This window comes from Brevundimonas sp. DC300-4 (genome assembly GCF_049897365.1).
Classification (GTDB): Bacteria; Pseudomonadota; Alphaproteobacteria; order Caulobacterales; family Caulobacteraceae; genus Brevundimonas.
In genome coordinates, this window is record NZ_JAFCWC010000004.1 from 347,763 (window position 1) to 371,146 (window position 23,384).

A 23,384-nucleotide genomic window follows, 5' to 3' on the forward strand; every position below is an offset into this window, starting at 1 on the left:
CCGTCAGACGTCGTTAGTTGCCATAAATGCATGCAGATGCGTTCAGATTTTTCTGTATCCGGCTAGTTTCTGGCCCCTTGGGGGAGCGCGGCGCGACTATCGCATCGCGCCAGTAGCGGACATCGGACCGGCACCGGCGACTAGACCTTTGTCAGCGGATACGGCTCGTGATGTAGTCGATGAACACCCTCACCCGCGCTGGCATGTTTGCCCCGCCGACGAAGATGGCGTGGATCTGCTCGACGTCCCCGGGGTTGAAGGATTCCAGCACAGGCACGAGCCCACCGGCGGCGAGGTCATCGGCGATGCTGAAATTGCCGACCCGAGTGATCCCCACCCCCGCGATTGCCAGCTGGCCGAGCGTCTCGCCGTTGTTGGCCTCGATGTTCCCATGGACGGTCAGGGCAAAGTCGCGACCGTCTTTTCGGAACGGCCAGACGGGCTCCGCGCGGCGGAAGTTGAAGTTGAGGCAATTGTGATTGTGCAGGTCCTCGGGGACCTGTGGCGTCCCGTGCCGGGCCAGATAGTCGGGCGAAGCCACGATCGTGCGCCCGGTCTCGCCGATGCGTCGCGCGGTCAGCGGACTGTCGGCCACCCGCCTCACGCGGCGCAGCGAGCGTGCGCAGGTGACGATCTCAGCGACGATCGCCTTTACGGCCAGGTGGCTGGTCCCGCGCGTCGCCAACTTCCAGCTTTTGCACCCTGAGGTCGATCTTCAGCTTCACGCCTCCGACGAGCCCGTCGATCTTCGCACCGGCGGAGCCGACCTGGCCATTCGCTATGGAACCGGACCCTATCCGGGGTTCGATGCCGAACTGCTGTTCGCCGATGAGTTCGCCCCCGTCGCGAACCCGATGCTTGGCGTCAGCAGCCCGGCTGATCTGGCGCGCGTGCCGCTTATCGAGTTCGAGTGGCGTCGGCCGAACCCTCACAATCCGACCTGGGCGAGCTGGTTCGCGGCGGCAGGGCTTGCCGAGTCCTCCGGACAGGCACGGCTGCGCTTCTCCGACGAGAGCCACGCCATCCAGGCTGCGGTTGCTGCGCAAGGCGTCGCACTTGTCAGCCTTGCGCTGGTCGATGACGAGTTCTCCGCAGGCAGGCTGGTGCGATTGTTCGGCCCAACGGTCCCGGGATACGCCCATCATCTTTTGAGGAGAGCGGATAGCGCGTCCACGCCGGCGGCCGCCGCCGCAGCCCAATGGCTGCTGTCAGAAGCGCGGAAAGTCGGCAGACTGGCCTCAACAGGTGCCCGTTAAGCGCCAGCAGCGGACATTCACCTCAGCCCCGGAACCGGACCTGCGCCGGGTCAACCTCGCTAAGCCCGCTCGTAACGTCCGCGCTCAATCAAAGGTACGGCTCGCAGGCTAGCCCGTCCCCGTCTCATCCATATGATCGCGGTAGGTTGGCTCCCACGTGGCGAGGGTTAACGGCACCTACGCGCTCGGCCCTTGAGCCAGCAGCAGCGACGGCGAGCCAGTCAGACGGAAGGGCGATCTCACACAGTAGTGTCCCGGATGCGGCGGTCGCAGCGTTGGCCGGTTGCGCGCCGGTTGCTGCCCGCTCGATATCGCGAGCGCGCTTCTGACGAGGTGACCGTTCGATTGATCAATCTTGATTGCCTACCTGCGCGTGTAATCCTAGACAGGGCCATCAGATAGATCGGGACACGCCCGATCCGCGGGATGGCGACTAGGGAAAAATGATTGGCATTGTGCAGCCAACAACCGTGCCTGTCGGGAAGGCGGTCGCGTGGCCGCTGGATCCCAAGGGCATTCTGCCACAGGAGCTGTTTCCAAGCTCGTACCTGTATTCGGCGTTATTCCAAACAGCGCTGAAGTCATGGATGCTTGACGCTGGCGCTATGCGACGCGGGCTCAAGCATTTCATCAAGCGGTTCGATGCTCGGGCACTTGCATCCTTGCCCGGCGGCCCCCCACTGCAGGAACGGGACGAGCTTCTGATTGCGCTGATCTGCGACAACGAAAAGCTTCGGCAGAAATTCACCTCGATCGAGTTTCATATGCGGAACCGCAAGCGACCGCTCAGCCCACCCGCACTCCCCGACAGCCTGTGGCGGTTCGGCTATCGGCTCAGCGGGGACCCTGAGCTCGTCGCCCTGTCCGAGTGGTTTCTGGACGCCTCAACCGGCAAGCCGGGAAAACCGGAAGCCCGGGTGGTCAAGGCGGACGCATTCGCCGCCGCAGTCGCCGCCGCGCCACCGCCCTGTCCCCTCGGCGATGTCGTCATTGCGCGCGCCGTGGTCCTTTTCGCCGCCCGACTAGAGGCCGGGGAACGAGATGAGCTTCTGCGGACGGCCAAACGACTGGGCGTTTCGATTCCGGAGAGCTGCGATCCGGACGCTGGCCACGACGCGCCGCCGTCGTCGCCCGAGATGCCGCCTTCTGAAGCGCCGGAATTGGTGGCTCCCGCCCCGGCGGAAGTCCGCACAGACGCGCATCCCGCCCTCCCGAGGCTAGAGACCTGCGGCGTGGAGCCGGTCACGCCCCCGGAGCCTGAAGGCGAACTCGCGACATTGCGTGACCGTCTCGGAGAGATGGAGACCGCGTGCGCCGCAGCGGCGGAGGTTGCGAGGGACCAGTTCAATGCGGGCCTTGGGAGCCTGGTCTCCGGCGGATCCGCCGAGTTCGAGCGCGCGGTCGCGAGCCTGAAGGCGTGGCGAGATGATCAGGATGCGCGCGACCGCGCGCAGACCGCTCTGGATGAACGCGTCGAAACCGTCCGGGCGGCCATTGAGGACAAGATCGGCTTGGTCGTAGCGCCGCTCAAGCTGAACCCCGCCTCCGCCGCGGTGGACATCGCCGCCGAGGCCGCCTGGGCCTCGACCTATTACGAGCCGGAGCTTGAGGACGTTCAGCGTTGGCGGACGGCGCTTCCGTCGCCGGTTCCGATGTCTCGCCTTTCAGAGCTCGCCGCGCTTCATGCGCAACGCAACGCCCAGGCACATGCCGAGGCAAGGTTCCAGGACGCGCTGGTCGAGCGGCTTCCCAATGGATCGGTCGACGCGGTCAAGGCCTGGCTTCCCGACCTCGGCGCCGAGGAGTTGGTGCAGGTCGCAACGCGCGCGGCCGCCCTGGGCGGACCCGTGCTCTGTGCGCTCCTGACGGCCTACGGCGTCGAACGCCACGACGCCGCATTCGCGGAGCGCGCGGCGCAGACCCTGTTCCCCGTGTTGCCTCCCGAGGCCCGGCGCTCCGCGCTTCGGTTCATCCAGCGCTCCTCCGCCAGGCTCGATGGTGCGCCTGAGTTCCGGCGCTATGTCTGCCGCGAGCATTTCGCCAACCTCCTGTTCGAAGGTCCACTGGCGCAGATCGCGGATGTCAGTGTGGGGACCGCGGATGCGGCCGTCGTCGGTCGCCCGCTCACGCTTGCAGTCGAGGCCATCGTCGCTAACCTCGACATCGTCGCCAGTCGGGCCGACATTCAGCGCCGTCTGGCCATGGCGCGCAAGGCGGGGGAAAACACCGCCGCCAAGGCGGCCGTGGAGTTCATCCGGACGCCGGCGGGCATGAGCGGGCATTTCCGGAGGCTGCGGGAACATGCTCGAGACGCCTATCTCGAGCCCCTGTTAAGCGGCGACGGCCTCAACATCCGGCAAACTCGGGATCTGTTGAAAGGCTTGGCTGACGGCCAGGTTGAGCAGGCGGTGTTCGACGACGTTCAGCGGGGGCTACCGAGCAACGATCGGCTGGAGAGCCAGCACCGGCTCCAGCTTACACGATACCTGCAAAGCGCCGCCAAACAGCTGGAAGCGGCCGTGCGCGCTGAATCCAGCAAGGTCGATCCTCGCACCGTGGAGTTCGCGGACCGCCTGGAGGAGGCCATCGAGGCGATGTCGGCGGAGGGGCCGTCCGGATCGGTCGGTTGGCTGGAGGCGCAGTTCATCGAGCTGCTCCGGGGCGACGCCGCCGCGGCGCCCGTGGGCCTCAGCCTAATCGGCGACGAAGAGCCGCTGTCGGCCCGGCTGTGGTCCGCAGCCGACGACGCCTGGCGCGACCGGGCCGTTCCGTGTGTAGAGTTTTACAGGTCGTCGCGTCCGACCCTGTGGTCCGTCCTCTGCGCCCTCACCGCCCATGGCGCGGAGGATCCTGCGCGCATCGTGGAGACGCTGCTCGACGGCCACGACTTCGGCGGAGCCCTGCGCGCGGCGATCGAAGCCGCTCATGCCACTACGACCCATCGTCCGTTGCGCAAACGGGTTGAGGAAGCGGCCAGTCCCCTGCTTCGGGAAACCCGGGCGCGGCTCGAAGACCTCGAGCGCCACCATGGTCGCGATACGGTCCGTGCCACGGACGCATTCGAACCGCTGAAGGAAGCGCTTTCCGGTTTGAACGTGACGGATGCGGAAAGCTATGTCGCGCTCCTCGTCGACGAGCTCGAGACGCGTAAGGAGCAGACCGACCGTGACCGCGCCGCAGCTCAGGAGCGTCTCGCCGCTGCGGAGTTGCGGGCACGGTTGCTAAGTGCCGGGGATCAGGGCGCGTCCGACCGGGACCTCGACACACTTCGGACCCGATGGGCGGCGGTTCTCGACGCCTCCGGCGGGCGGCGCGCGCACCTGGTCGCGATCGAGCGGATCGTCAAACCCATCGGCGCCGCGACGCCCGAGTTCGCGCCCCTTCTACCCCTGATCGCCGACCTGCAGGCGCGCAGCGAGGATCCCGACTGGTGGTTGCCGGAGGATGTCGCGCGCGAGCTCATCGACTATCTTTCCGGCACGATCCGGCATCTGAGCCGATGGACCGATGTGGTCGGCGTCCTGACCTCCGACGTGCGGCGGGATTTGAGCGCCCTGCTGTCCGCCTTCCTGTCGTTCCTGTACGACCGTACCGACGCCCTCCGGTCGGCCTCTACGCGCGCGGACATTGACGGCGTCCTTGAGAGTGTCATCGAGTTCGAGCTCGCCGTGACCTCGGGCGCCAATCCGCTCGACTGCCTTCAGGCGCTCGCCGAGGCCGGGCTCGTTCGGGAGAGCGAGACCGCGCCGCTACAGAACCGGCAGGTCGGCATCGTGATCGTCCACGGCCGCAGGCAGGCCGAGGACCTCGCCAAATCCATGGCCAACGCCGTCGACGCCAAGGCCTGGCAGGAGCTGCTTCAACTCGCGCGGAATGCGCGTCCGGGCCTGGGCGAAGACGAGGTGCAGCGGATCGACGACATCGCCGACTACGGGCAGGTGATGGAACGGCTGAGCCAAGACGATCGGCGGGGGGCTTACGACATGCTGGACGGCGCAGCCCGCGCCATCAGTACCAGCGGACAACCGGTCCACCGCGCGCTGTCCGCCCGGGAGCGCAACGTGACTGTGCTGCGCCTGCTGCAGTGCGCGCTCCATCCGGACAACTCGGCCTCGGACCGGCCGGACCCGAAAACCTGGTCCGAATTGCTGGCGGCCCATCCCGCTCTATTCCGGGTCGATGAGACCTCGCCCACGCAGCTGTCGAGGGTCCTGTCCATCGTGTTCGGCGGCCAGGCCTATGAACTCGCGGACCTGGCCTGGACCGGCGCCACGAGCCTGCCCGAGCTCAGTGGAATCCGGGCCGACCTGCTGATTTACCTCCACGATCAGGGACAGGCGGACACGATCGTGCGTCTCTGCGCGCGGCACGATCCCATCGTCAAATCCAAGCTCGAGCAGATGCTCGAGCTTCGAAACGCCTCAATCGGGCGGCCGGCCCTGGTCGCGGTCGCCGACGCGCTCGGCGGCCAGGTGGCAGCCGTCTCCAAATCCGCCGCCGTCCGTCAGTTCATCCGTCGCCTGCCGACGGCCGTCCAGGGCAGCCAAGGCAGTCTGAAGGTGGAACTGCAGGACGCGCTGGTGCTGCGTTCAGGCCCCTACAGCCGGCGTACGATCCGGGTGTCGGTCACGGCGGTGCCGGACGGCATCGTACCCTCCCAGCTGCAGGTTCTGGTGGTCGCCGACGACGACGTGACCTTCTCGGGGCGTTCCGGGCGGATCATGACGATCTCCGACGACCTTCTGTACGCGCCAAAGGATTTCGTGATCCCCCTGACGCTCGGCGAGACCTGGGACGAGCGGATCCGGGCCGGCAAGGGATCGAACTTCCGGCTTCGGTTCAGCGCCAGGACGGTCACCGAAAACATCGTGACCACCGATCTGGAGGTGCCGGTGATCAGCGCGCTCGCCGATCCCGCCGGCCGGACGATCGACAACGAGAGCCTGCTCGAATTCTATCCGGGCGTGAGCAACACCCCTGCCGTCGGCGACGCTTTCGTCGGCCGAGCCGAGAGCCTCGAACAGCTGCACAACTTCCTCGTTGCGGCGCGCCAGCCCAGCCCGGTCCTGCTCACCGGCATGCGCCGCGTCGGCAAGACGTCCCTGTTGCAGGAGTTCCATCGCCTGCACCGCAAGCCGGGGAATTCCCAGGCGCTCACCGTCTATCTGTCGCTCGCCGAGCTGCGGCAGCAGCTCCTGTCCGAGGACAGCACCGTCAGCGCGACCCTGTACCGCGCGATCGGAAGGGCGCTGTGCAAACGTGAGTTTTCGGCGACCGACTACAACCGGGAACTGGGCGAGCGGCTCAAGCAGAACGCGGCCGCGGACTGGGGCAGCATGCGCGCCCTGGTGCAGGAGACTTGGGACGGCGACAGCATGGCGGACTCGCTGATGTTGCTGGGCGACCGGGTGCTGGATGTCGCTGGGACGAGCGAGTCCCGCCTGATCCTCCTGCTCGACGAGGCGGAGGCACTGACCTATCCGTACAACAAGGGCGGCGCCAAGAAGATCGAGCTCGAGCAGTTGCTCCAGAGCCTGCGCGAAGTGTCCCAGGCCTCCGACCGGGTCGCTTTGGTCCTCTCGGGCAGCAACCACATCACCGCTTTCGCCAAGGAGTACAAGAACGCCTTCTTCGGCAGCTGCGTCGACATCGAGCTGGAAGGCCTGACCTCGGTCGAGGACGCCTCCAAGCTGATCGCGCCGGCCCGCGTCGCGCCGTTCGTCCAGTTCGAGCCCACGGCGATCGAGTACGGGATCAACCTGTGCGCCGGCATGCCGCAGTTCATGTGGCAGCTCGGGGCCGCCACCGTTCACGCCGTGCGCGGCGGCGTGGCATTGCGTTCGGACGTGAGGTCCGCGGTCAGCGCCCTGGTGGACGGCGACCATACCAAACTTCCGTTCAAGTCCTACGACGTGCTCGAACCGATCGAGCACATGCTCAGCCTGCAGGGCGACCGGGAGCGGGATCTCCTCTGGCTGCTGCTGCGGCGCGTGGCCCAGACGAGTTCGCTCTCCACCCTTCATGCCCCTTGGCATTTCCTGATCGAGTCCCAGCTGCTCGAGCTGGACAACAAGCCGTCATGGAACCGGCGTCTGCAGACCCTGGTCGAACTCAAGATCCTGACCGCCGAGGCCAACAACAGCTATCGGTTCAAGGTGCCCCTGTTCGCCGAAGGTTTCCGGGCGGCGCGCGCCGACTTTGACGCCGAGGTTCGGCTTCGGAGGCTCGGCACATGAAGCGCGATCACGGCTGGTTCACCGATCGCGCCGGGACGCTCTGGGCGTCTGGTCCGGGGCGCTCGATCACCTGTCTTGTGCCGGCGGGATCGGCAGCGGCGAGCGGGTTTCCGGCTTTCCTGGAGACTTGGCTGTCCGGGCAATTCCGGCCCCCGCCGCCGGTGGAGGGTTTCAGAACGCTCGTCGTGCGTGTCGTACCGGACCAATCAACCTCGGCAGTCCGTGTCGTCGCCCGCATCCGGCAGAAGGTCGCGGCTGCGACCGGGGCACAGATTTCGCTGAACGGCGCGGTTGATCCGTCGGAAGCGCTGGAAGCGGTTGTCCGGAGCCTGGCGGCGCAGAAGATCTATCTGGTTCTCGTCATCGACCGGTTCCAGTCGTTCGCCCGGCTGGCCGACACCGCGACCGTCACCTTCCTTTCGCAGCTGCGGTCGCTCGAGCATGAGTTTTCGGTCACCACCATCCTGATCTCCAGTCAGACCTGTTCGGCGATCCGGTCGCGGCTTCCAGGCGGTCTGGCCTTCGTCAATTCCGCCTACGGCGACAATCACGACGTGGCGGTCATGCCCGTCCTGTCCGCTGCGGAGTTCGCCGCCTCCGCGCCCCACCTCGAGGCCGACCGGGCGGCCGAGATGTACGCGCTTGGCGCCGGGCCGGATTCTGTCTTCCAGGCACTGATCGATGAGTCCCACCAAGGCGCCGAGGGCCTGGAAGATCGGGGTTGGGCGCGCGGGCGGGACGCACTGCAGGACTTCGCGGCCGACCTGTTCGGGCAGATCGGCGGGCTCGAGATGGAGGTGTTCACGGCGGCGCTTGCGGGCGCGCTCAACGCTGGTCAGGTCGCACATCTCCGCTCACTGCCGCTGGCGGGCTTCCTGTTCGATCTGGAGGGCGATCCGGCCCGACCGTTTCGAGGGCGTCTCGCCGGCAGGCTGGCGGCGACGCTGGCGCAGTTGCCGGTGCCTCGACCCGCCGTTCGCATGCGGCTGCTGGTCTGTACCGCCAACCCGGATTTCAATCTTGATCTGGAGCGCGAGGTCCGCGCCATCCGAAAGGTCTTCTCGACTGCTGCGCCGTCAGACGGTGTGGAGATTGACACATTGGGCGCCGTGACCCCGGACGACTTCCTCGTCGCCCTTCGCCGGTTTCAGCCGACCATCGTTCACTTCTGCGGCCATGGCTCCAAGGACGGCGTGTTGATGCGTGGCGAAGGAGACGCCGTTCACGTCGTGACCGGGCCGGCGCTCGCCCAGACGCTTGAGGGCCGGGGTGTTGATCTCGTCGTACTCAACGCCTGCTACTCAGACGATCAGGCGACGGCGCTGGCGTCCAAGGTCGGTACGGTCATCGGCACTCGATCAGAGCTGGATGACGAAGCAGCGATAAGATTCAGCGGTGTGCTGTACCGCGTCCTGCTCGAGGGCGGGACACTGGCCGAAGCCGTTCGGGACGGCCGGGACGGATTGGCGCTCTACAGCTTGGACGATGTGTACGCCTGTCACGGCAACCTGGAGCGGCGCTACGTCTGATTGAGAGCGTCTCTGGGTGGATCTGACGCTTTGCCAGGGGTCGTGCTCACGTGACCGTCATCCGGGAGCAGACCTTCCCAAGGTCAGCTATGAGTCGAGGCTGTGTGAAAACGCCTGCCATCCGAGCGATTTAGCTTATCCTTCTGAGGTCAGCAGGAGGTGGGTATGAGCCGCTTCGTACAGGGTGCCGATCGCCAGCAGCAGACGCTGCTTCCCGAGTGTCTCGACGACTATGTGGCCGAGGATAATCCGGTCCGGGTGGTCGATGACCTGTCGGTTGCCGAGCGCCTGTGGCGCAGGCCTGACCACACCGGGTTGCAGATCCAGGTGAGTATCGAGGCTCCCGAGCTCCTCGAGTTGGCGCCCGGACTGGGACCGTCGAACGCTGTCTATCGCCCCACGCACTAGCCGTTGAACACCTCACGCGTCCGGTCGACACCGTTGTCGGCGACCCGGTCAAAATAGGCTGCAAGGGCAGAACGGAGCGGCTGATCAGGCGGCCCGGGCCCGACTGTCGGCCGCCGCCGCCGCGGCAACCTGATGGTCGGGCCGGTGGTGGTTGTAGTGTGCCAACAACGTCTCGACGGTCATGCCGAGGTACTGCGCGGCTTGGGACAGCTCGACCTTGGGATTGGCGACCAGCCACGTCGCTGCGGTGTGCCGCAACCAGTGTGGCGTGACCTCAGGCTTGATCCCGGCATCGTTCACGGCTGAGGCAAAGCTCCTCCGGATACGGCCTGACAGGGCCCGACCGCCATGATGCAGGACAGTGTCGATGGGGGGCAGGCCCTTCGCGGCGCGCGTGGCGCTCTCCGCGGCGTCCAGATCTCGCCAGCGACGCAGATGCACCATGAGCCGGCGCGGCAACCGGCAGATCGGTTGGCGCTTGGTCGGCTGTTCCTTTTCCAGACGCCCCCGCCGTCTGAGCCAGCCGCCGTTGAGGTCCACCCAGGGGTCGGTGTCGGACGGTGCCCAGCGCAACCGCACCAAAATGCCCGGACGGGTCCCGGTATAGACGCCGATCAAGATCAGCCGGCGCAGGTGCCGTCGATTGGCCCGGGCTGAGCCCGACAGGGATTTCCAGACGCGACCTTCCAGACGGCGCCCCATGGACGCCTTGAGAAGACGCGCCACCTCCGCGTGGGTGAGCGCATCGCGTGGGCTTTCGGGCTTCTTGGGCCGCCACACATCGATCTTGCGCGTCAGGCGGCGTTCCCCATCGAACCAGTTGATCGCGGCAGAGAGGTCCTCCAGCTCACGGGTGGCGCTCTGCTCGGAGACGCGGCGCGCCGTTTTCGGGTTCTTGAACGTCTTGATCGGCTGGGTGACGCGCTGGGCCACATAGGCCTGACAGACGCTACGGGTCACTCCGGCCAGCGACATAGGGCCGAAGAACGCCAGCAGCGCGTCGAAGCGGGCGACAGCGGAGCCGGGGTCAGCGAGGAACGGTACTCGCTCCAGGCAGTACAGACCGACGGCGTCCGCCACCGGCACTTCGCTCGGCGATAGCAGGCGATCAGCCACCGGCGGCGCGACCCGAAGCTTCGTGTCCAGATAAGCCGCTAGGGCCGCCTCAGCCCCCGCAAGATCGCTCTCGCGCGCGCCTGTGCTGACGCCAATGTCTCCGTCCCGGATGTACCAGACGCGGATCGGCCTGCCGGTGATTGCGTCGGCACCGATCTTCTTGAGCCGGAGGCGGGGTGCGTTTCTGGGGCGAGCCATAGCTGGGGGTCAAACAATCGAATGAGGTCACGAGGGGTGATGTAAATCCGGCCCGCGACCTTGGCGGCCGGCAGATGCTGGTTTCGGATTTCGCTTCGCAGGGAGGCGACGGTTACGGGGCCGTCGGGGAAGAAGACGGCGATCGCTTCGTCCAGGAGCATGGGCTCGGTCTCAGCCCACTGCTCGGGCAACGGCCGGCGCTCGGGACGTGTCGAGCGCTTGCGCCCGCCCCTAGCCGCTCGCGTCATGGGAGAGGCCGGTTGTGACCCCCGTTTCCGGCGTGATAGCGTGAAAACGCAGCGTCGGGGACGCCAATGGAGATCCGTATCGATGGCGAAGTTGCCAGCCCTGATCGCGACCCTTGAAGTTTTTCATCCCCGCCACGACGCTGCGTCGATCCGTCATGCGGCCCGCGTCCTGCGTGAGTGCAAGACGCCCTTGCTGTCCGCCGGTGCTGGCGGACGGGGCGCTCCCCACATGACGCCAGCTGACGCAGTCAATTTGCTGCTGGCTTTGAACTTGGCGGTCACCCCTAGCCAGTACGCCCATGCGGCAAGAGAGGGCGGGGATCTGCCCGTCGAGAAACAGCGCCTCAGGCCCAGCTTCGCCAAAATGCCCCCCGTGGTTGCAGCCGTTCTGCAAGCTGAAACCTTGGGCGCGGCCTTGATTGTATTGGTCGAGCGAGCCGAAGAGCTCGGACCACCACGCATCCGCATCAATCCCTTCATCGAACCGGACTCCGGTCCCCTCCAGGAGCGGCCCACTGTCGAAGTACAGTTGGTAAGACAAAACGAAAATCTCCTGGTGCGAGTGGCAATGACGTGGTGGAGGGACACGCCGCAGAGGGCCGACAACCTCTACGGCGTCCGCTCGGAGAACGCGGGCTATGGCCGGTGGACAACCGTCCACCTGGACCAAGCCCTGTTCTTGGCGCTTAAGCGGACCGTCGTTGCGGACCCGCCGTGGGTTTTTGCGGCAGAGCCCGTCCGTCGATGAGGGTGCGCGCGTAACCTTCGATGACGGGGTTCAGGGCGAACACGTTGTCGGCCTCGGCGCGCATCGCCTGAGCCTGGGCGGCGAGTATTGGATCACGCGGCAGGTAGTGCCCCAGGATCTTGTGCACCGTGACCAGCGAGTGACCGGTGACCGATGCGATCATCGGAATGGTGCAGCCGGCGCGTGCGAAGTTCAGGATCGCCGAGTGGCGCAGGGTGCGCAGTTTCAGCGGCAGGTCGTCGTAGCCCGCGAGGTGCTTGGTCGATCCGCGGAAGTACTCGCTGAGGTGACTGATCGTGAAGGTTCGCCCCCGCGGGCTGGGGAACATGAGTTGCCCCGGGCGGTAGCGTTGGTCGAGCCGTTGGCGCAACGCGTCGGGCAGGGTCAACATTATCCGGGCGGCGGTCTTGTTGGTCAGGAAGTGCAAACAGCCGTCCTGATAATTCTTGTCGTAACGCAACTGGCGGATGTCGCCGAGCCGCTGACCCGTAGCCCAAGCCGTCTGGACCAGTTCGGAGGTGATCATGTCGCCCTTGTCTTCGAAGGCCTTGATGACGGCATCGACGTCGCTCTGCTCCCAGATGCGAATGGGTCCGGGCGGCGCACGCCGGACCTGCATGCGGATGGGCCGGTGATTGGGCCGGATGCCTTCATTTGCCGCGATCCGAAGCAGCTGGTTAAAGATTACACCCCAGGTAATGACGACGTGCGAGCTATAGCCGCGGCGGCGCAGCCACTGCTCGATCTGGCTCTGCGAAATCACGGTTGGGTCGAGTTCCGGCTTGCCGTCGAATGCAGCCACGATCTTGTCGTACTGCAGCGCGTAGAGCCTCTTCGAGTGCACCGACAGGCCATCAAACCAGAACGAGTCCTTGGCCAGATCGGCGAGGAGCTTCCAGCTATTTTCCGGCAGCGGGCCCTCGCGCGGCGGGGTCATCGGGTTGGCGACTTTTCGAGCCTCGCAAAACTCGTCGTAGTTGACCATGGCGCGCTCGAGGATGAGTTCGCGCTCCTCGTTAGTGAGGGGCCCAGGTTCATCCTGCTCGTGGATCTGGAAGCCGGCGGGGAAGCCTTTGGGGCGCAGGTTCGCGTGGAAATGCTGGAAGAAGACGTAGGAACCGTCCTTGCGGGTACGGTGCTGGGTATACGGTCCGAAACGGGACATGGGTGATCATTCCTTTGATTAAGGGAGTTTTCGGTCAGGGTCTTGGGGGCCGGCTTGGTGCCGGCCGTCGAGGTCAGCGTTGAGGCCGAATGCCGTCGCGCGCGTGAGCGTCAGGCGGGCCCGGGGTCAGGCGTACGGCATCGTCGAGCTGCACAGGGCGGACCGCGGGGTTTGGCCGAGCCCGGGGTGCTGGCATGGCGCCGGGCCACCTCGGCGAGGATTGCGGTCAGGGCCATGGGACTAGTCCGTCTCGCAGTCGTCGCCGGGACGACCGGTGCGGCCGGGCCAGAGGTCCGAGAGCGATGGCGACAGGACGGCGAGGCGCCAGTCGTTCGCGTCGATGGAGCTCAACAGACGTGTGAATGCGACGTGGTAACTCGCAGAGACGTTGTCGTTCCTGGACTGTTGATCGATCCAGGCCAGCATGTCTTCGGGCTGGATCGTGCTGGGCCAGAAGGCGTGATCCTCGTCAAAGGCCACAGCGATGTTCTTGCACCGCAAGATAAACTCGGCCTGGGTCTTGGGGTGCAGGCCTTGATACCAGGCACCCGTCACGACGCCTTGGGTGACGACGCTCCAGCCATTACGGGGGCCAAAAACGGATTCTGTCAGCTTCATTACCTCGCTTGCGCTGCTCGTGGTCGTGCCGCAGCGGCCCGTGGAATGGGCATCCGTGTGACGTCGCTTGCGAGCGGGGGCGCCACGGTCTGCGGCGCAACCGTCGGCGACGCTGTCCTTCGGCGCGGACGCCGGGATCGACGGCGTGGGTTCGCCCTGCCTCAAGCCCATGCGCACGGCGTAGGCTAGAAGGATCTCGAGGGTCACGTGGAGCAGCATGGCGTCGACCCGGTCGCGCGCCGTTGCTTCGATCCAGCGCTGCAGCACCTCCGGCGTGACAGTCGCCGGATGGAGATCGGGCGCGCCGCTCAAGCCGCCGACGATGCGGTCATGCGCATTATAGGCGCGGCTGCGCTCGTACCAGGAATCGCCACTGAGATTGTCGCCGGCCTCACGCGCGGCGATCAGGACGTCCCAAGGACTGTCGACCGGGCCGACCGCGTAACCTGGCGGTTGGGGGCTTCCTGTGTTGATGGGAATGAAGCGCGTCATGGTTTACGATCCTTCTGGCATTCGGGGTCAACAGTATGCTGACGTTTCTGCGGTGACACCGAGGAAGCGTGGGGTAAATTGATTTCACCTAGATCGGTGCAAACCGCAAAAAATGTTCTCCTATCAGGCGAGTTCCCAGCGTTCGGCGGACCAACGACGCAAGACGGGGCCGCCAGACGGCATCGCCTCCGAGGGGACGGTTGGTGCCCCGCCTGCGGGTCGGACACGCCAGCGGGGGCGGGGGACGCCAAGGGCGGCTATGACGCGTTCGCGTTCGAAGATGGCCTGGCGGCTCTGGTCGATCGGCGCAGGCAAGGTCCCGGCTTTGACCCTCCTCCACAGCGTCGCGCGCGAGAACCGACCCAAGGCACAGACCTCCGAGGTGGTGATCCGGGTCATCGACGGGCGCCGTGGGCCTGGAACTCGGCCACTCCGGTGAACTCGGCCGGCGCCGAGCCCACCAAGGTCTGGTCGAGACACCGACGTCGCAGCAAAAGGACGGTCCAGGCGCTGTCGTAGGCCCGCCTGCCGGCGATGTTCAGGACCGGGTCGTGCTGGCGGATGTGGCGGCGCTCCAGTTCGATGGGGCGGCTCGCCGGCAAGACGCCGACCTCGAGATGCTCGCACATCCAAGCGGTCAGGCGCGCTTCGTCGGCGCGCAGGAAGCCGAACACGCCCCGGTAGGGGATGGGCTTGACCTTCAGGTCCAGTTGATCGGCCAGCAACGCCCCCAGGCTCATGCGGAAGGTGGAGTTCTGGGTGTCGTCGCGCAGATGGCAACGGATGCGGCCGCGCAGGCTGTCGCCCGAGGCACCGATATAAAGCAGGGGCTTTTGACCCAAGCCCATGACGTCCATCACTAGGCCGGCGCGCTCGAGCGGCTCGGCCAGGTGGTCGGGGTTCTTCAGCATGAATGCGTAAAGACCTCCGACGTCGGGGGCCAAGGTGATGTCGCGGTGGATGGCGTCGGCGGAGTGGATGACGTAGGTTTTCTGCACCGATTTGGCCTCCCGGCTAAAAGCGTCCATATGAACGAAAATCGTTCACATGGACGAATTGGAGTGTCGACCTGGCGTGCGCAAGCCTTCTGCTGAAAAAAGTTTGGGCTTCGCTGCCTGGCAGCTGCGGGCGGCTCGCGCCGCGGCCGACATCTCGATCCAGACGCTGAGCGAATTGAGCGCGGTCTCGGTCTCGAGCATCCGACGCGCCGAACGCGCTGGGTCGGCGCCGATGAGCCGGGTCAATTGCAAGGCGTTGACCGACGCGCTGGCGGCGCTCGACGTTGTGATGTCCGCGCCTGACATCGAGCCGGCGGCGGTGACGATGACCAACCCGGGCCCTGCCGACGACGGGACCGCGCAGAACGACAAGGGGTCGAGCGCGCGCAGCGCGTAATACGCCCGTCGACATCGCGAGAACGGCTCTCTGGTCCCGCTCTCTGGCCGCCATGGGCCCGCCCGAAACGGCCCGGATCCAAGTTGGATAGCCGAGTTGGACAGAACCCGCACGGGCCTACCTAACCCACTACGGCGCCAAGATAATTGACACCCTCGCGCGCGCGGGCGCGCGTTCAATTCCCATTGTTGCGGCATGGCTAATTTTCCCCAGGAAAATGGCCCGCACCTCGATCAGGCTATCGCCGGCTGTCTCAAGCTGTCGCGTCGAGTTGGAATGGCACGCGCGCCGCCATGATCCGCAAATCTCCCCCTTTTCGCGCCGCTCACCGCCCTGTCGGTGGCGGCGGCAAGGCACCGATCTCGCGGCTAATGCCGCTCCTTTGAAACCGCTGACTTCGGCACCGCCAAGCAGCATCCGAACGAAAGAACCCGATGACCACCAACACCGTATCCGGACGTCGCCCGTTGACGGCGGTTCTCCACCAAATGCACACCGAGGGCCTGATCCGCACCTACGTCGATGACCATGGTCATTTGCGTTGGACGATCACCCAGCTGGGCAAGACGTTCCAGTCGCTCGTCGCCGAACATGCAGAAGAGGAGCCAATCTCGTCACGCTTCGACGTGGGCGCCGGCGCCACTGTCGGCGACGTTGTGTCGCCCGACCAGGCTGGCAAACTGGTAGTCGACATTGGCCCTGCGGTCCGCATCCACTTCACCGGTGGAGAGGTCCCCGACTACATCGAACTCGGCTTGCTGACTCTCGTGGTCGGCGATCCGCCTGTCTTGGAAGAAGTGACGCCCTGCTATCCGCAACGGGTGAGCCTGGACATCGGCATGGCCTGGACGCGTCCGCGCTCGAAGATCACAAAGGCTGAGTTCGAAGTGGTCGGCCGTTCGGTCGAGTTCGTCGGCATATTCGATCGCCAAGGGCGCCTCTGCTGCTACAGCGCCCTGGTCCAGTGGGGCGACGGGGGTTGCCGGGCGCCGCGTTGGACGGTGGTGCCGGTCAGCGCCCACGAAGGTGAGGAGCAGTAGTCATGGGCCGCATCACGCCAGCCTTTGGCCAGCCACCGTCGCCGCATGGTCCCTTCATGACCAGCCCCTTCAACGCCGAGCTGGCCCCGACCGCAGCAGCTAAGCGGGCCGGCGCATTCTCAAACCCGATGTACATCGGCCTGCTCTTGCAGCTGCCGGATCCCGATGGGGTTGGCTCGGTCGAACTGGATTATCCGGGCTACGAGCGTCAGCTCGTCGACCTCACCCCCCGCAGCGCCAGTCACCTGACGATCCCGCGCCACGTGCGGTTCGAGGTGCAGGGCTGTCCCCCGGTGATCGGGCTGGCCCTGTTCGATGCCGACGCTGTCGCAGAAGCCTACGGCGTCCTGCGCAGTCATCGCATCACGTGGCACCGTCCTCAGAAGTTAGAGTTCGCGTCACACCAGATCCTGGTCAAGCGCCCGACCGGTCCCGTCTGACGGGGTCCAGCGACCCTGTGCTCTCGCAGGGTCGCTGGACATCTCGCCCCACATTGAAACCACGCAGGCCGATCAGCTCGGCTGCATTCAACAGGTGCCCTCCATGTCGATTTCCGACAACACTCCCGCCAACGATGCTACCGCCGCCCCCGGTCGCTACCCCCATCCGTTCGACACGCCCGAGCTTGGCTACATCGTCACGCTCGCGGGCCACGACGGCCTGCACGAAGCCCTTCAGCTTGAGCCTGACGGCCGATGGGTCTTCCGAGCTTTGAACACGTACGGTGAGCCTCTGACCTACGCTCGCCCTGAAGAAATGACTGTGTTCAGCTCGCCAATCTATCACAGCTTCGCTTCCCGCGATCGCAGTGAAATCGTGGCCATGGTGAGCGGCGTGAACTTCGATGTCTCCTACGACGACTCCGAAGTCACCTTGCCTCTGTTCCAAAAGGTGCATGGCGCTGATCTGATCCAGTTCTGCGAGCTGGCGCTCGACGCAGGCTTCAGCAACATCGAGCTGTCGAATGGCTACGTGCCTTGGGAGGGCACGATCAAGGAGCTGATCGACGAGTGCCGCGAGCTTGCGGCTACCGCCTGATACCTTCGACACAGGCTTGGGGGACGCGAGTGCGCGAGCCGCGCTCGCATCCCCCAAGCCTTTCTAGGCCGCCTCATCTGATCCAGATCGCGTAGATGAGAAATCTCATCTCTTGGTCTAGAAGGCGTCACCGCCTTCCATCCCAAAGCGGTCGTTACAAATAGGTGATCGCGTCGATAACTGTTTTGTAGCGACCGATCGGTATAGCGGTCGACTGCCCGCTGAGATCTGGAGCGATCGTTATGGAAACTGTTGCGATTCGCGGCAGGCCTCGACAGTTCGATGAAGAAGGCGCGCTGACCGAAGCGATGAAGCTCTTCTGGCTGCTCGGATACGACGCCACTTCAATGCGGGACCTAGGGAAGGCGATGTCGCTGTCCCAGCCGAGCATTTACGCTGCCTTTGGTAACAAGGCTGAGCTCTACCTGCATGCGCTCAAGGCGTTCGAGACGGGAGTCTCATTTCTCGACATGTCTGCTCTGACTCGCGCGCCCAGTCTGACGCAGGGTGTGAACCGCCTGCTCGAAAATCTTATCAGGCGCCTTACCAAGACAGGATCACCGAAAGGCTGCATGATCCTGAGCGGCACCGTCGCTGCCCTGGCCGAACAGAGCGCGCTAACCGTGCTCCTCATTGAGCGGCGAGGTGATTACGAAACCGCGTTATTCGCCGCGCTGCAGGCGTGGCTACCGAGGCACAAGGCGAAGGTAACGGCAGCGATGCTGACGATCTTCGCGCGCGGCTTGTCGGATCGGGCACGAGACGGCTGTCGCGCACCTGAGCTCCGACGATCAGTATCTGAGTTTTGCTCGGTTGTCGGGAGCGGCGCATAGGCGAAACCGTAGCTGTGACGGGCATCACCGTTGAAGACGGTCCGTCTGTGTCGGGCTACCTTCGGGGTGCGTCGAGCGAACCTTCATCGCCTCACTAAAGGCCGCCGCAAGAATGCCGGCTGGCAGGGCGACCAGACCGATGCTTGCTATGTGTGGATCGGCGTCGAAATCGGACCCCATCGAGAGGCAGCCTAGGTAGTTGAATTCGCTATATAATAATACGTTGGCGCGCATGCTGACAGGCGTCTGTCGGGACCCCGTCTCGCCCTGAAATATTAAGCTTATTCAATATATTGTTTCGTATCGGGTGGGGTTCCGCCTTCAACGCCGATCAACAGGACAGCGTCAAGCCATCACCCAGAGGGGAGCTGAGGCCGGTCGAGACAGGCTCTCCGCGAAGTGCTCGCTCGATCGCGGCATACAGTTTGCCGACCTCAATCGGCTTGGCCACGTGTCCATCCATGCCCGCTTCGAGATACGAGGCGATCTGGTGCGCCATGGCATTGGCGGACAGTGCAAGAATCGGAATGCGGGCCCGGCCCGTTCGCGTCTCTTCAGCACGGATGGCGAGCGCAACGCCAACCCCATCCAGCCGAGGCATCTGGATATCCAAAAGGATGAGATCGAAGTCCTCCATGCGCCAGCGATCAAGGGCTTCGAGACCGTCTGCCGCTACGCGGAGGTCGACCCCCAGTGGCTCAAGCAAGGCGCACGCGACCATCTGGTTTGTAGGGTTGTCCTCGGCCAGCAGAAGACGAAGCGGATGCGCGCCGAGCGCGCACGGCGAACTGTCCGCGGGCGTGATCGGCTGTACGGTTGGGCAGGCGCACTTCTGCATTGGCAACAGCAAGGTGAACTGCGAGCCATGGCCCACCGCACTCGCGACGAAGATATCGCCACCCATAAGCTGTGCCAGCTCCCGGCTAATCGCAAGACCTAGGCCTGATCCGCCGAAGCGGCGAGTGGTGGAACTGTCCGCTTGGGAAAACTTGGAAAAGAGCCGGGAGAGAACCTCTGGGGGCATGCCGATGCCGGTGTCCGAGATAACGAACTCGACCGTTGTGTCCCGTGCCCTAACCTCGACATTCACGGAACCAGACTCGGTGAACTTGATCGCGTTCGCAAGCAGGTTCGACAGGATTTGTCGGGTCCTCATTGAGTCTCCCCGCCAGACGCCTTCGCACGAGGATTCAAAGGCCAGGTGGCAATCCAGCCCTTTCTCTTGCGCGAGTCCCGCGAACGCGTCGAAGGCTGCCTGGACTGCTCCGGCGAGTTCGAAATCTTCCGATACGATTTCCAGTTTCCCGGCTTCAATCTTGGAGATATCGAGAATGTCATTGAGGACCGCGAGAAGCAGTTCACCGGAACGGCGGATGACGGCAACTTTCTCTTGGTGATCCGCGGGCAGATTCGCCTTCTCCAGCACCTGAGCCATGCCGAGCACCCCATTGAGGGGGGTCCGGATTTCGTGGCTCATGTTCGCCAGGAATTGGGACTTGGCTAGGTTGGCACCCTCTGCCTGGTCCCGCGCTTGTACCAAGTCCACCATGGCTGTCCGCAGCGCACAGTCATTGTCGCGGAGCCGCTGCAGCAGGGTGTTGAAATCTCCGGTAAGCGCAGCCATTTCATCATTGCCCTCCGGAGCGACCCGAAGATCGAAGTCTCCGCTCTCCCTGACGGCCAACATGGCGTGGGAGAGCACGCGGACAGGACGGATGACCCCGCGTGCGAGCCACGTCGAGGTAACCAGCGCGAGGGCGACAGCGCCGAGGAGGCCGAGAAGCGATACCAAGGTATAGCCGAGCACCATCTGCTCCAACTCATCGAGGGTGGAGATCAGCACGAGCGTGCCCACTGTCTCATTATCGAGTTGCACGGGCGTACTGATGACCAGCCGATCCCGCTCGAACCGCGAGCCGGTTGCCACAAAGGCGGAGGCCGGCGGGCTGTTGGCTTGATCGGCCGAGTACGCGGAGAACGGACTACCTGCGGCGTCGAATAGCCATACCGCGCTGACTCCGGGGATCTTCGCCGCGGACCCCAGTGTTTCCCGCGCAGCCTCACGATCCTGAAAAACGAGAGTAGCAGCGACGTTGGCAGCAAGGACGTCCGCCAGTACCTCGCGTTGCTCCAACAGCCTCCCCCGGTCGCTATGCCATTCGTTGACGATGAATGTGGGGTAGGCCACGAGGAGCGCGGCCAAAGCAGTTGCGACTGCTACAGCGGCAACCTTCGCCTGAATCGACGAGTTGATGAACCGGCCAATACGGTGAATCATCGGACGATGACTGCGAGTCGCAGCAGACTGGAGCTCAGGACGACTCCCGCGTTGCGGGCGTTGCGGTTATTGATTTCGAACCGGATTTGCCGTCCCACGGTAATGATCCCGATTGCACCGTTTGCGATGAAACCTTCCGAGTCGCCAATAGTGAGAACGCCCTCCCGAGCGAGCGAGGCCAGCCTCGCCGAATTGGCTTCCGCGGGGCCTACGACAGCGGCGTGACAGCTTCGATCGAAGGTACCTGTTTGCCGCACCTGCAACGATCGGTCGCCTACGGGGCGGCCGTTGAACGAGGCCAAATGCGCGGCGAGAGCGTGCCGAGGCTGAATACAGAGCACGACGGGGCTTGAAGGTGTGGCAAAGCGACTGGCGTCCCAGCTGCTGAACCGCGTGAAATTGTAGATGATCGCTGCCCGCGCTCCGGCGTCCGGAGGCGCTGAAGCCTGCCGGGCATGAGCCGTGCCTGCGGCAAGTGATGAGGCCGCGATAGCGATCATTAAGAGGGGGCGGCGGTCCATGTCAGTACCGAGCCGTTACGCCGAACCAGACACGGCGTTGGACAAAAGCGGACGGACTGCCCAAGCCGGTCTCGACGATTTCCATCCGTTCTTGCTCGATCAGATTCTCGCCGAGTATGAACAATTCAAGATTCGGGGTGGGGCGCCACGAGGCCCGGAGGTCCAGATCTGTATACGCCTCGACGAGGCTGGCACTCGCGACCTCTCGGACCCACACGTCGAAATCTATCGTCTCAGTAACGTCGAACCAGGAACGTACCGAAAGTTGGCTGCCGGGCGATCGTTCCGGGTCAAAGGTATCAAGCCCCGGCACCACGAAGCCTCTCTCCAGGACCTCCATGTCCATAGTGGAAGCTGCGACCTTGACCGTCCATCGATCCGTGAGACGAGCGTCGATTGCGGCTTCGAACCCCATAGTCTCTACGCGACCACCGTTGGCGAACTCCAGCGTGAGGAAAGGCTGGCCTGGCGCCGTCGCTGGCGTGGCGTTCCAGACTAGGAGGTTGTCGTACTGGTGAAGGTAGGCTGTCAGATCCAGCGACACAGCCGGACCGAGATGTCCGCGCCAGCCGGCTTCCCAAGCGAGCAGGTCCTCAGCGGCGAGATCGCCCGCCGCGGCGATTGCGATGATCGGATCGCTGGTTTGAAGCGCTGTCTCTAAGCGAGAAGGCGTGCGAACGGCGCGCGAGACCGCGCCCCATGTCGTCCATCCACGGGGGTCGGTCCAGGCGACCCGCGCGCTCGGCTGGACTTCGAGCCCAGTATACTCGTTGTGCTCGATCTTTGCGCCGAGAGAGACACGGAGCCTGTCGGGCACCAAGGTGATCTCGTCCGAGAGGTAGGCACCATACCAGCTGTCGCTGCGCTCTTCCGGAGTGAACCGGAGGAACGGCGTGGTTCCGTCAACCCGGTCGCTCCGCCACCGGTACCCCGCACCCCATACGACCTGATGGCGATCGCCGAGAGCGTAGTACTGCGAGAAGTCGATGTCCGCCTGATCGCTGACGCCATCCAATCCGCCTTCCTGCCGCTCCACATGGTCTAGGTATATCTGTAGAGAACTGACTCCACGTTCACCGGTTCGGGTCCAGCGTCCAAGAAGGTTCTGTCCGCTGAAGCGCGAACCGACAGGGGGGCCGACCGCAGCCGGCGGCTCAATATGCGAAAGAGTGGACCGGCCCCGGTACACATCGCCCTGGAGCGTGAAAGAGTCTGTCTGGTTCGGCTCGAAATCATATCTAAAACCCGCCTGACCGGCGGAGGAATCATCCCTGCGGCGGTCGGGAACCGCGTAGGCGAAACCCTCTCCTTGGTGTCCGACTACATACGCCCGCAAAGCTCCGTGCTCGCCCACTCTGGCGCCCAAGCGGAAGACAATTCGTCCGTCGTCGTCGGTGCTGTAGCGAGCCCCAGCAAGTGCGCCGAGCGTATCAGCAGCATGTTTGGTGACGACGTTGATCACACCGTTCACAGCGTTGGCGCCCCAGAGTGTGGCACCTGGCCCACGGACCACCTCGATCCGCTCGATATCCTCGACGGGCGGCATCTGCTGATCCCAAAGCACGCCCGACAGAGTCGACAGATAGATCGCCCGGCCGTCGACGAGCACCAGCAGCTTGTTCGAGAACCGGCCATTGAATCCACGCGCCGTCACGGCCGCGTTGCCGGATGCAAGGCTAGCCACTTCCATGCCTGGAACCATTCGGAAGAGTTCTGGCAGCGTAGTAACGCCGGAACGCCGGATGTCCTCCCGGCTTATGACGAATACGGCCGCTGCGGTTTCTTCCACTCGCTGCGGGCGTTTTGCTACCGAAGTGACGTTCGCCTGTAGGATCTCTTCCAGGCTCAGATCTACAAAAGCTTCCGATTGCGCGGTCGCAGGGCTGCTGAGGAAGGTGCACAAAATCGAGGTGACTGCTGTGACAAATGGTAGCGTTTTGAGCATTTTTCCTCCAGCTCTAGAGTATGCCCATTGGCTCTAAAGAAATGGTGAAGTCCGGCTCTACGAAGAGCCATGTTAGCTGCACCCAGCTTGTTGGACACCAAGATAGGGTGTTCGTGGAGAAGGAGCGTGACGATGCAACGACGGAAGTTCGGCCGGGAGTTCTAGAGCATTTGGCGACCTGATTGAATCGTTTGGGATTCGGTACTGTCACTTTAATGCGAATTTGTCTCCACTGAACGCAGCGCAGGCCGCTGATGAGGATAATGTTGTTGATCGGCGTTGAAGGAGAGACCCCACCCGATATGAAATAACATATTGAA

General features: G+C 64.4%; 17 protein-coding genes and 1 pseudogene. 9 read left to right on the plus strand and 9 right to left on the minus strand.

The genetic code is table 11. From position 1 onward, the window contains the following. Positions 1 to 151 precede the first annotated feature (151 nt). A complete protein-coding gene (locus tag ACP7AZ_RS09610; protein ID WP_426038392.1) occupies positions 152 to 595 on the minus strand; it encodes a LysR substrate-binding domain-containing protein in 444 nt (147 codons plus the stop codon). Here ACP7AZ_RS09610 and ACP7AZ_RS09615 point away from each other — a divergent pair. The 4 genes and pseudogenes from ACP7AZ_RS09615 to ACP7AZ_RS09630 form a co-directional block, all read left to right on the plus strand. Continuing rightward, positions 564 to 1,256, plus strand: coding sequence for a LysR substrate-binding domain-containing protein (locus ACP7AZ_RS09615; RefSeq protein ID WP_426038394.1), 693 nt, complete (start codon positions 564 to 566; stop codon positions 1,254 to 1,256). The two genes, ACP7AZ_RS09610 and ACP7AZ_RS09615, sit on opposite strands and share 32 nt — an antisense overlap. 1,232 nt (positions 1,257 to 2,488) lie before the next feature. Next, a complete protein-coding gene (locus ACP7AZ_RS09620; RefSeq protein WP_426038396.1) occupies positions 2,489 to 7,492 on the plus strand; it encodes an AAA family ATPase in 5,004 nt (1,667 codons plus the stop codon). Next, positions 7,489 to 9,021 (plus strand): CHAT domain-containing protein, encoded by a 1,533-nt coding sequence (locus tag ACP7AZ_RS09625; RefSeq protein WP_426038398.1) that lies wholly within the window; start codon positions 7,489 to 7,491, stop codon positions 9,019 to 9,021. The genes ACP7AZ_RS09620 and ACP7AZ_RS09625 overlap by 4 nt, the downstream gene beginning before the upstream one ends. Positions 9,022 to 9,186: 165 nt before the next feature. Continuing rightward, positions 9,187 to 9,288, plus strand: a pseudogene (locus ACP7AZ_RS09630) (hypothetical protein); the annotation flags it as partial. A gap of 225 nt (positions 9,289 to 9,513) precedes the next feature. On the opposite strand, the gene ACP7AZ_RS09635 reads toward ACP7AZ_RS09630, so the two are convergent. From ACP7AZ_RS09635 to ACP7AZ_RS09655, 5 genes are all read right to left on the minus strand, one after another. Continuing rightward, positions 9,514 to 10,545, minus strand: coding sequence for a tyrosine-type recombinase/integrase (locus ACP7AZ_RS09635; protein WP_426038400.1), 1,032 nt, complete (start codon positions 10,543 to 10,545; stop codon positions 9,514 to 9,516). Between the two features lie 429 nt (positions 10,546 to 10,974). Continuing rightward, the gene (locus ACP7AZ_RS09640; protein ID WP_426038402.1) at positions 10,975 to 11,532 is read right to left on the minus strand and encodes a hypothetical protein; all 558 of its coding nucleotides are present in this window, start codon (positions 11,530 to 11,532) and stop codon (positions 10,975 to 10,977) included. A gap of 145 nt (positions 11,533 to 11,677) precedes the next feature. Further along, positions 11,678 to 12,904 (minus strand): tyrosine-type recombinase/integrase, encoded by a 1,227-nt coding sequence (locus ACP7AZ_RS09645; protein WP_426038404.1) that lies wholly within the window; start codon positions 12,902 to 12,904, stop codon positions 11,678 to 11,680. Between the two features lie 240 nt (positions 12,905 to 13,144). Continuing rightward, positions 13,145 to 14,014, minus strand: a complete 870-nt coding sequence (locus ACP7AZ_RS09650; RefSeq protein ID WP_426038406.1) for a hypothetical protein — start codon at positions 14,012 to 14,014, stop codon at positions 13,145 to 13,147. 395 nt (positions 14,015 to 14,409) lie between these two features. Beyond that, positions 14,410 to 15,012 (minus strand): GIY-YIG nuclease family protein, encoded by a 603-nt coding sequence (locus ACP7AZ_RS09655; protein WP_426038408.1) that lies wholly within the window; start codon positions 15,010 to 15,012, stop codon positions 14,410 to 14,412. 103 nt (positions 15,013 to 15,115) lie between these two features. Here ACP7AZ_RS09655 and ACP7AZ_RS09660 point away from each other — a divergent pair, with 103 nt between their 5' ends. From ACP7AZ_RS09660 to ACP7AZ_RS09680, 5 genes are all read left to right on the plus strand, one after another. After that, entirely contained in the window at positions 15,116 to 15,409 is a 294-nt protein-coding gene (locus ACP7AZ_RS09660; protein ID WP_426038410.1) for a helix-turn-helix domain-containing protein, read from the plus strand. 434 nt (positions 15,410 to 15,843) lie between these two features. Beyond that, complete coding sequence (locus ACP7AZ_RS09665) at positions 15,844 to 16,449, plus strand: hypothetical protein (protein WP_426038412.1); 606 nt, start codon at positions 15,844 to 15,846, stop codon at positions 16,447 to 16,449. A gap of 2 nt (positions 16,450 to 16,451) precedes the next feature. Next, the gene (locus ACP7AZ_RS09670; protein ID WP_426038414.1) at positions 16,452 to 16,889 is read left to right on the plus strand and encodes a hypothetical protein; all 438 of its coding nucleotides are present in this window, start codon (positions 16,452 to 16,454) and stop codon (positions 16,887 to 16,889) included. Between the two features lie 103 nt (positions 16,890 to 16,992). Beyond that, positions 16,993 to 17,487 carry a hypothetical protein gene (locus ACP7AZ_RS09675; protein ID WP_426038416.1) on the plus strand — a complete coding sequence of 165 codons (495 nt, stop codon included), beginning with the start codon at positions 16,993 to 16,995 and terminating at the stop codon, positions 17,485 to 17,487. Positions 17,488 to 17,729: 242 nt separating this feature from the next. Beyond that, positions 17,730 to 18,320: a helix-turn-helix domain-containing protein gene (locus tag ACP7AZ_RS09680; RefSeq protein WP_426038418.1), complete on the plus strand. Its 591-nt coding sequence runs from the start codon at positions 17,730 to 17,732 to the stop codon at positions 18,318 to 18,320. Between the two features lie 331 nt (positions 18,321 to 18,651). On the opposite strand, the gene ACP7AZ_RS09685 is transcribed toward ACP7AZ_RS09680, so the two are convergent. From ACP7AZ_RS09685 to ACP7AZ_RS09695, 3 genes are read right to left on the minus strand one after another with little or no spacing between them, the layout of a single operon-like run. Beyond that, the gene (locus ACP7AZ_RS09685) at positions 18,652 to 20,598 is read right to left on the minus strand and encodes an ATP-binding protein (RefSeq protein ID WP_426038420.1); all 1,947 of its coding nucleotides are present in this window, start codon (positions 20,596 to 20,598) and stop codon (positions 18,652 to 18,654) included. Continuing rightward, a complete protein-coding gene (locus ACP7AZ_RS09690; protein WP_426038422.1) occupies positions 20,595 to 21,119 on the minus strand; it encodes a YfiR family protein in 525 nt (174 codons plus the stop codon). Before ACP7AZ_RS09690 ends, ACP7AZ_RS09685 begins: the two co-directional genes overlap by 4 nt. A gap of 1 nt (position 21,120) precedes the next feature. Further along, complete coding sequence (locus ACP7AZ_RS09695; RefSeq protein ID WP_426038424.1) at positions 21,121 to 23,064, minus strand: TonB-dependent receptor plug domain-containing protein; 1,944 nt, start codon at positions 23,062 to 23,064, stop codon at positions 21,121 to 21,123. Positions 23,065 to 23,384 lie beyond the last annotated feature (320 nt).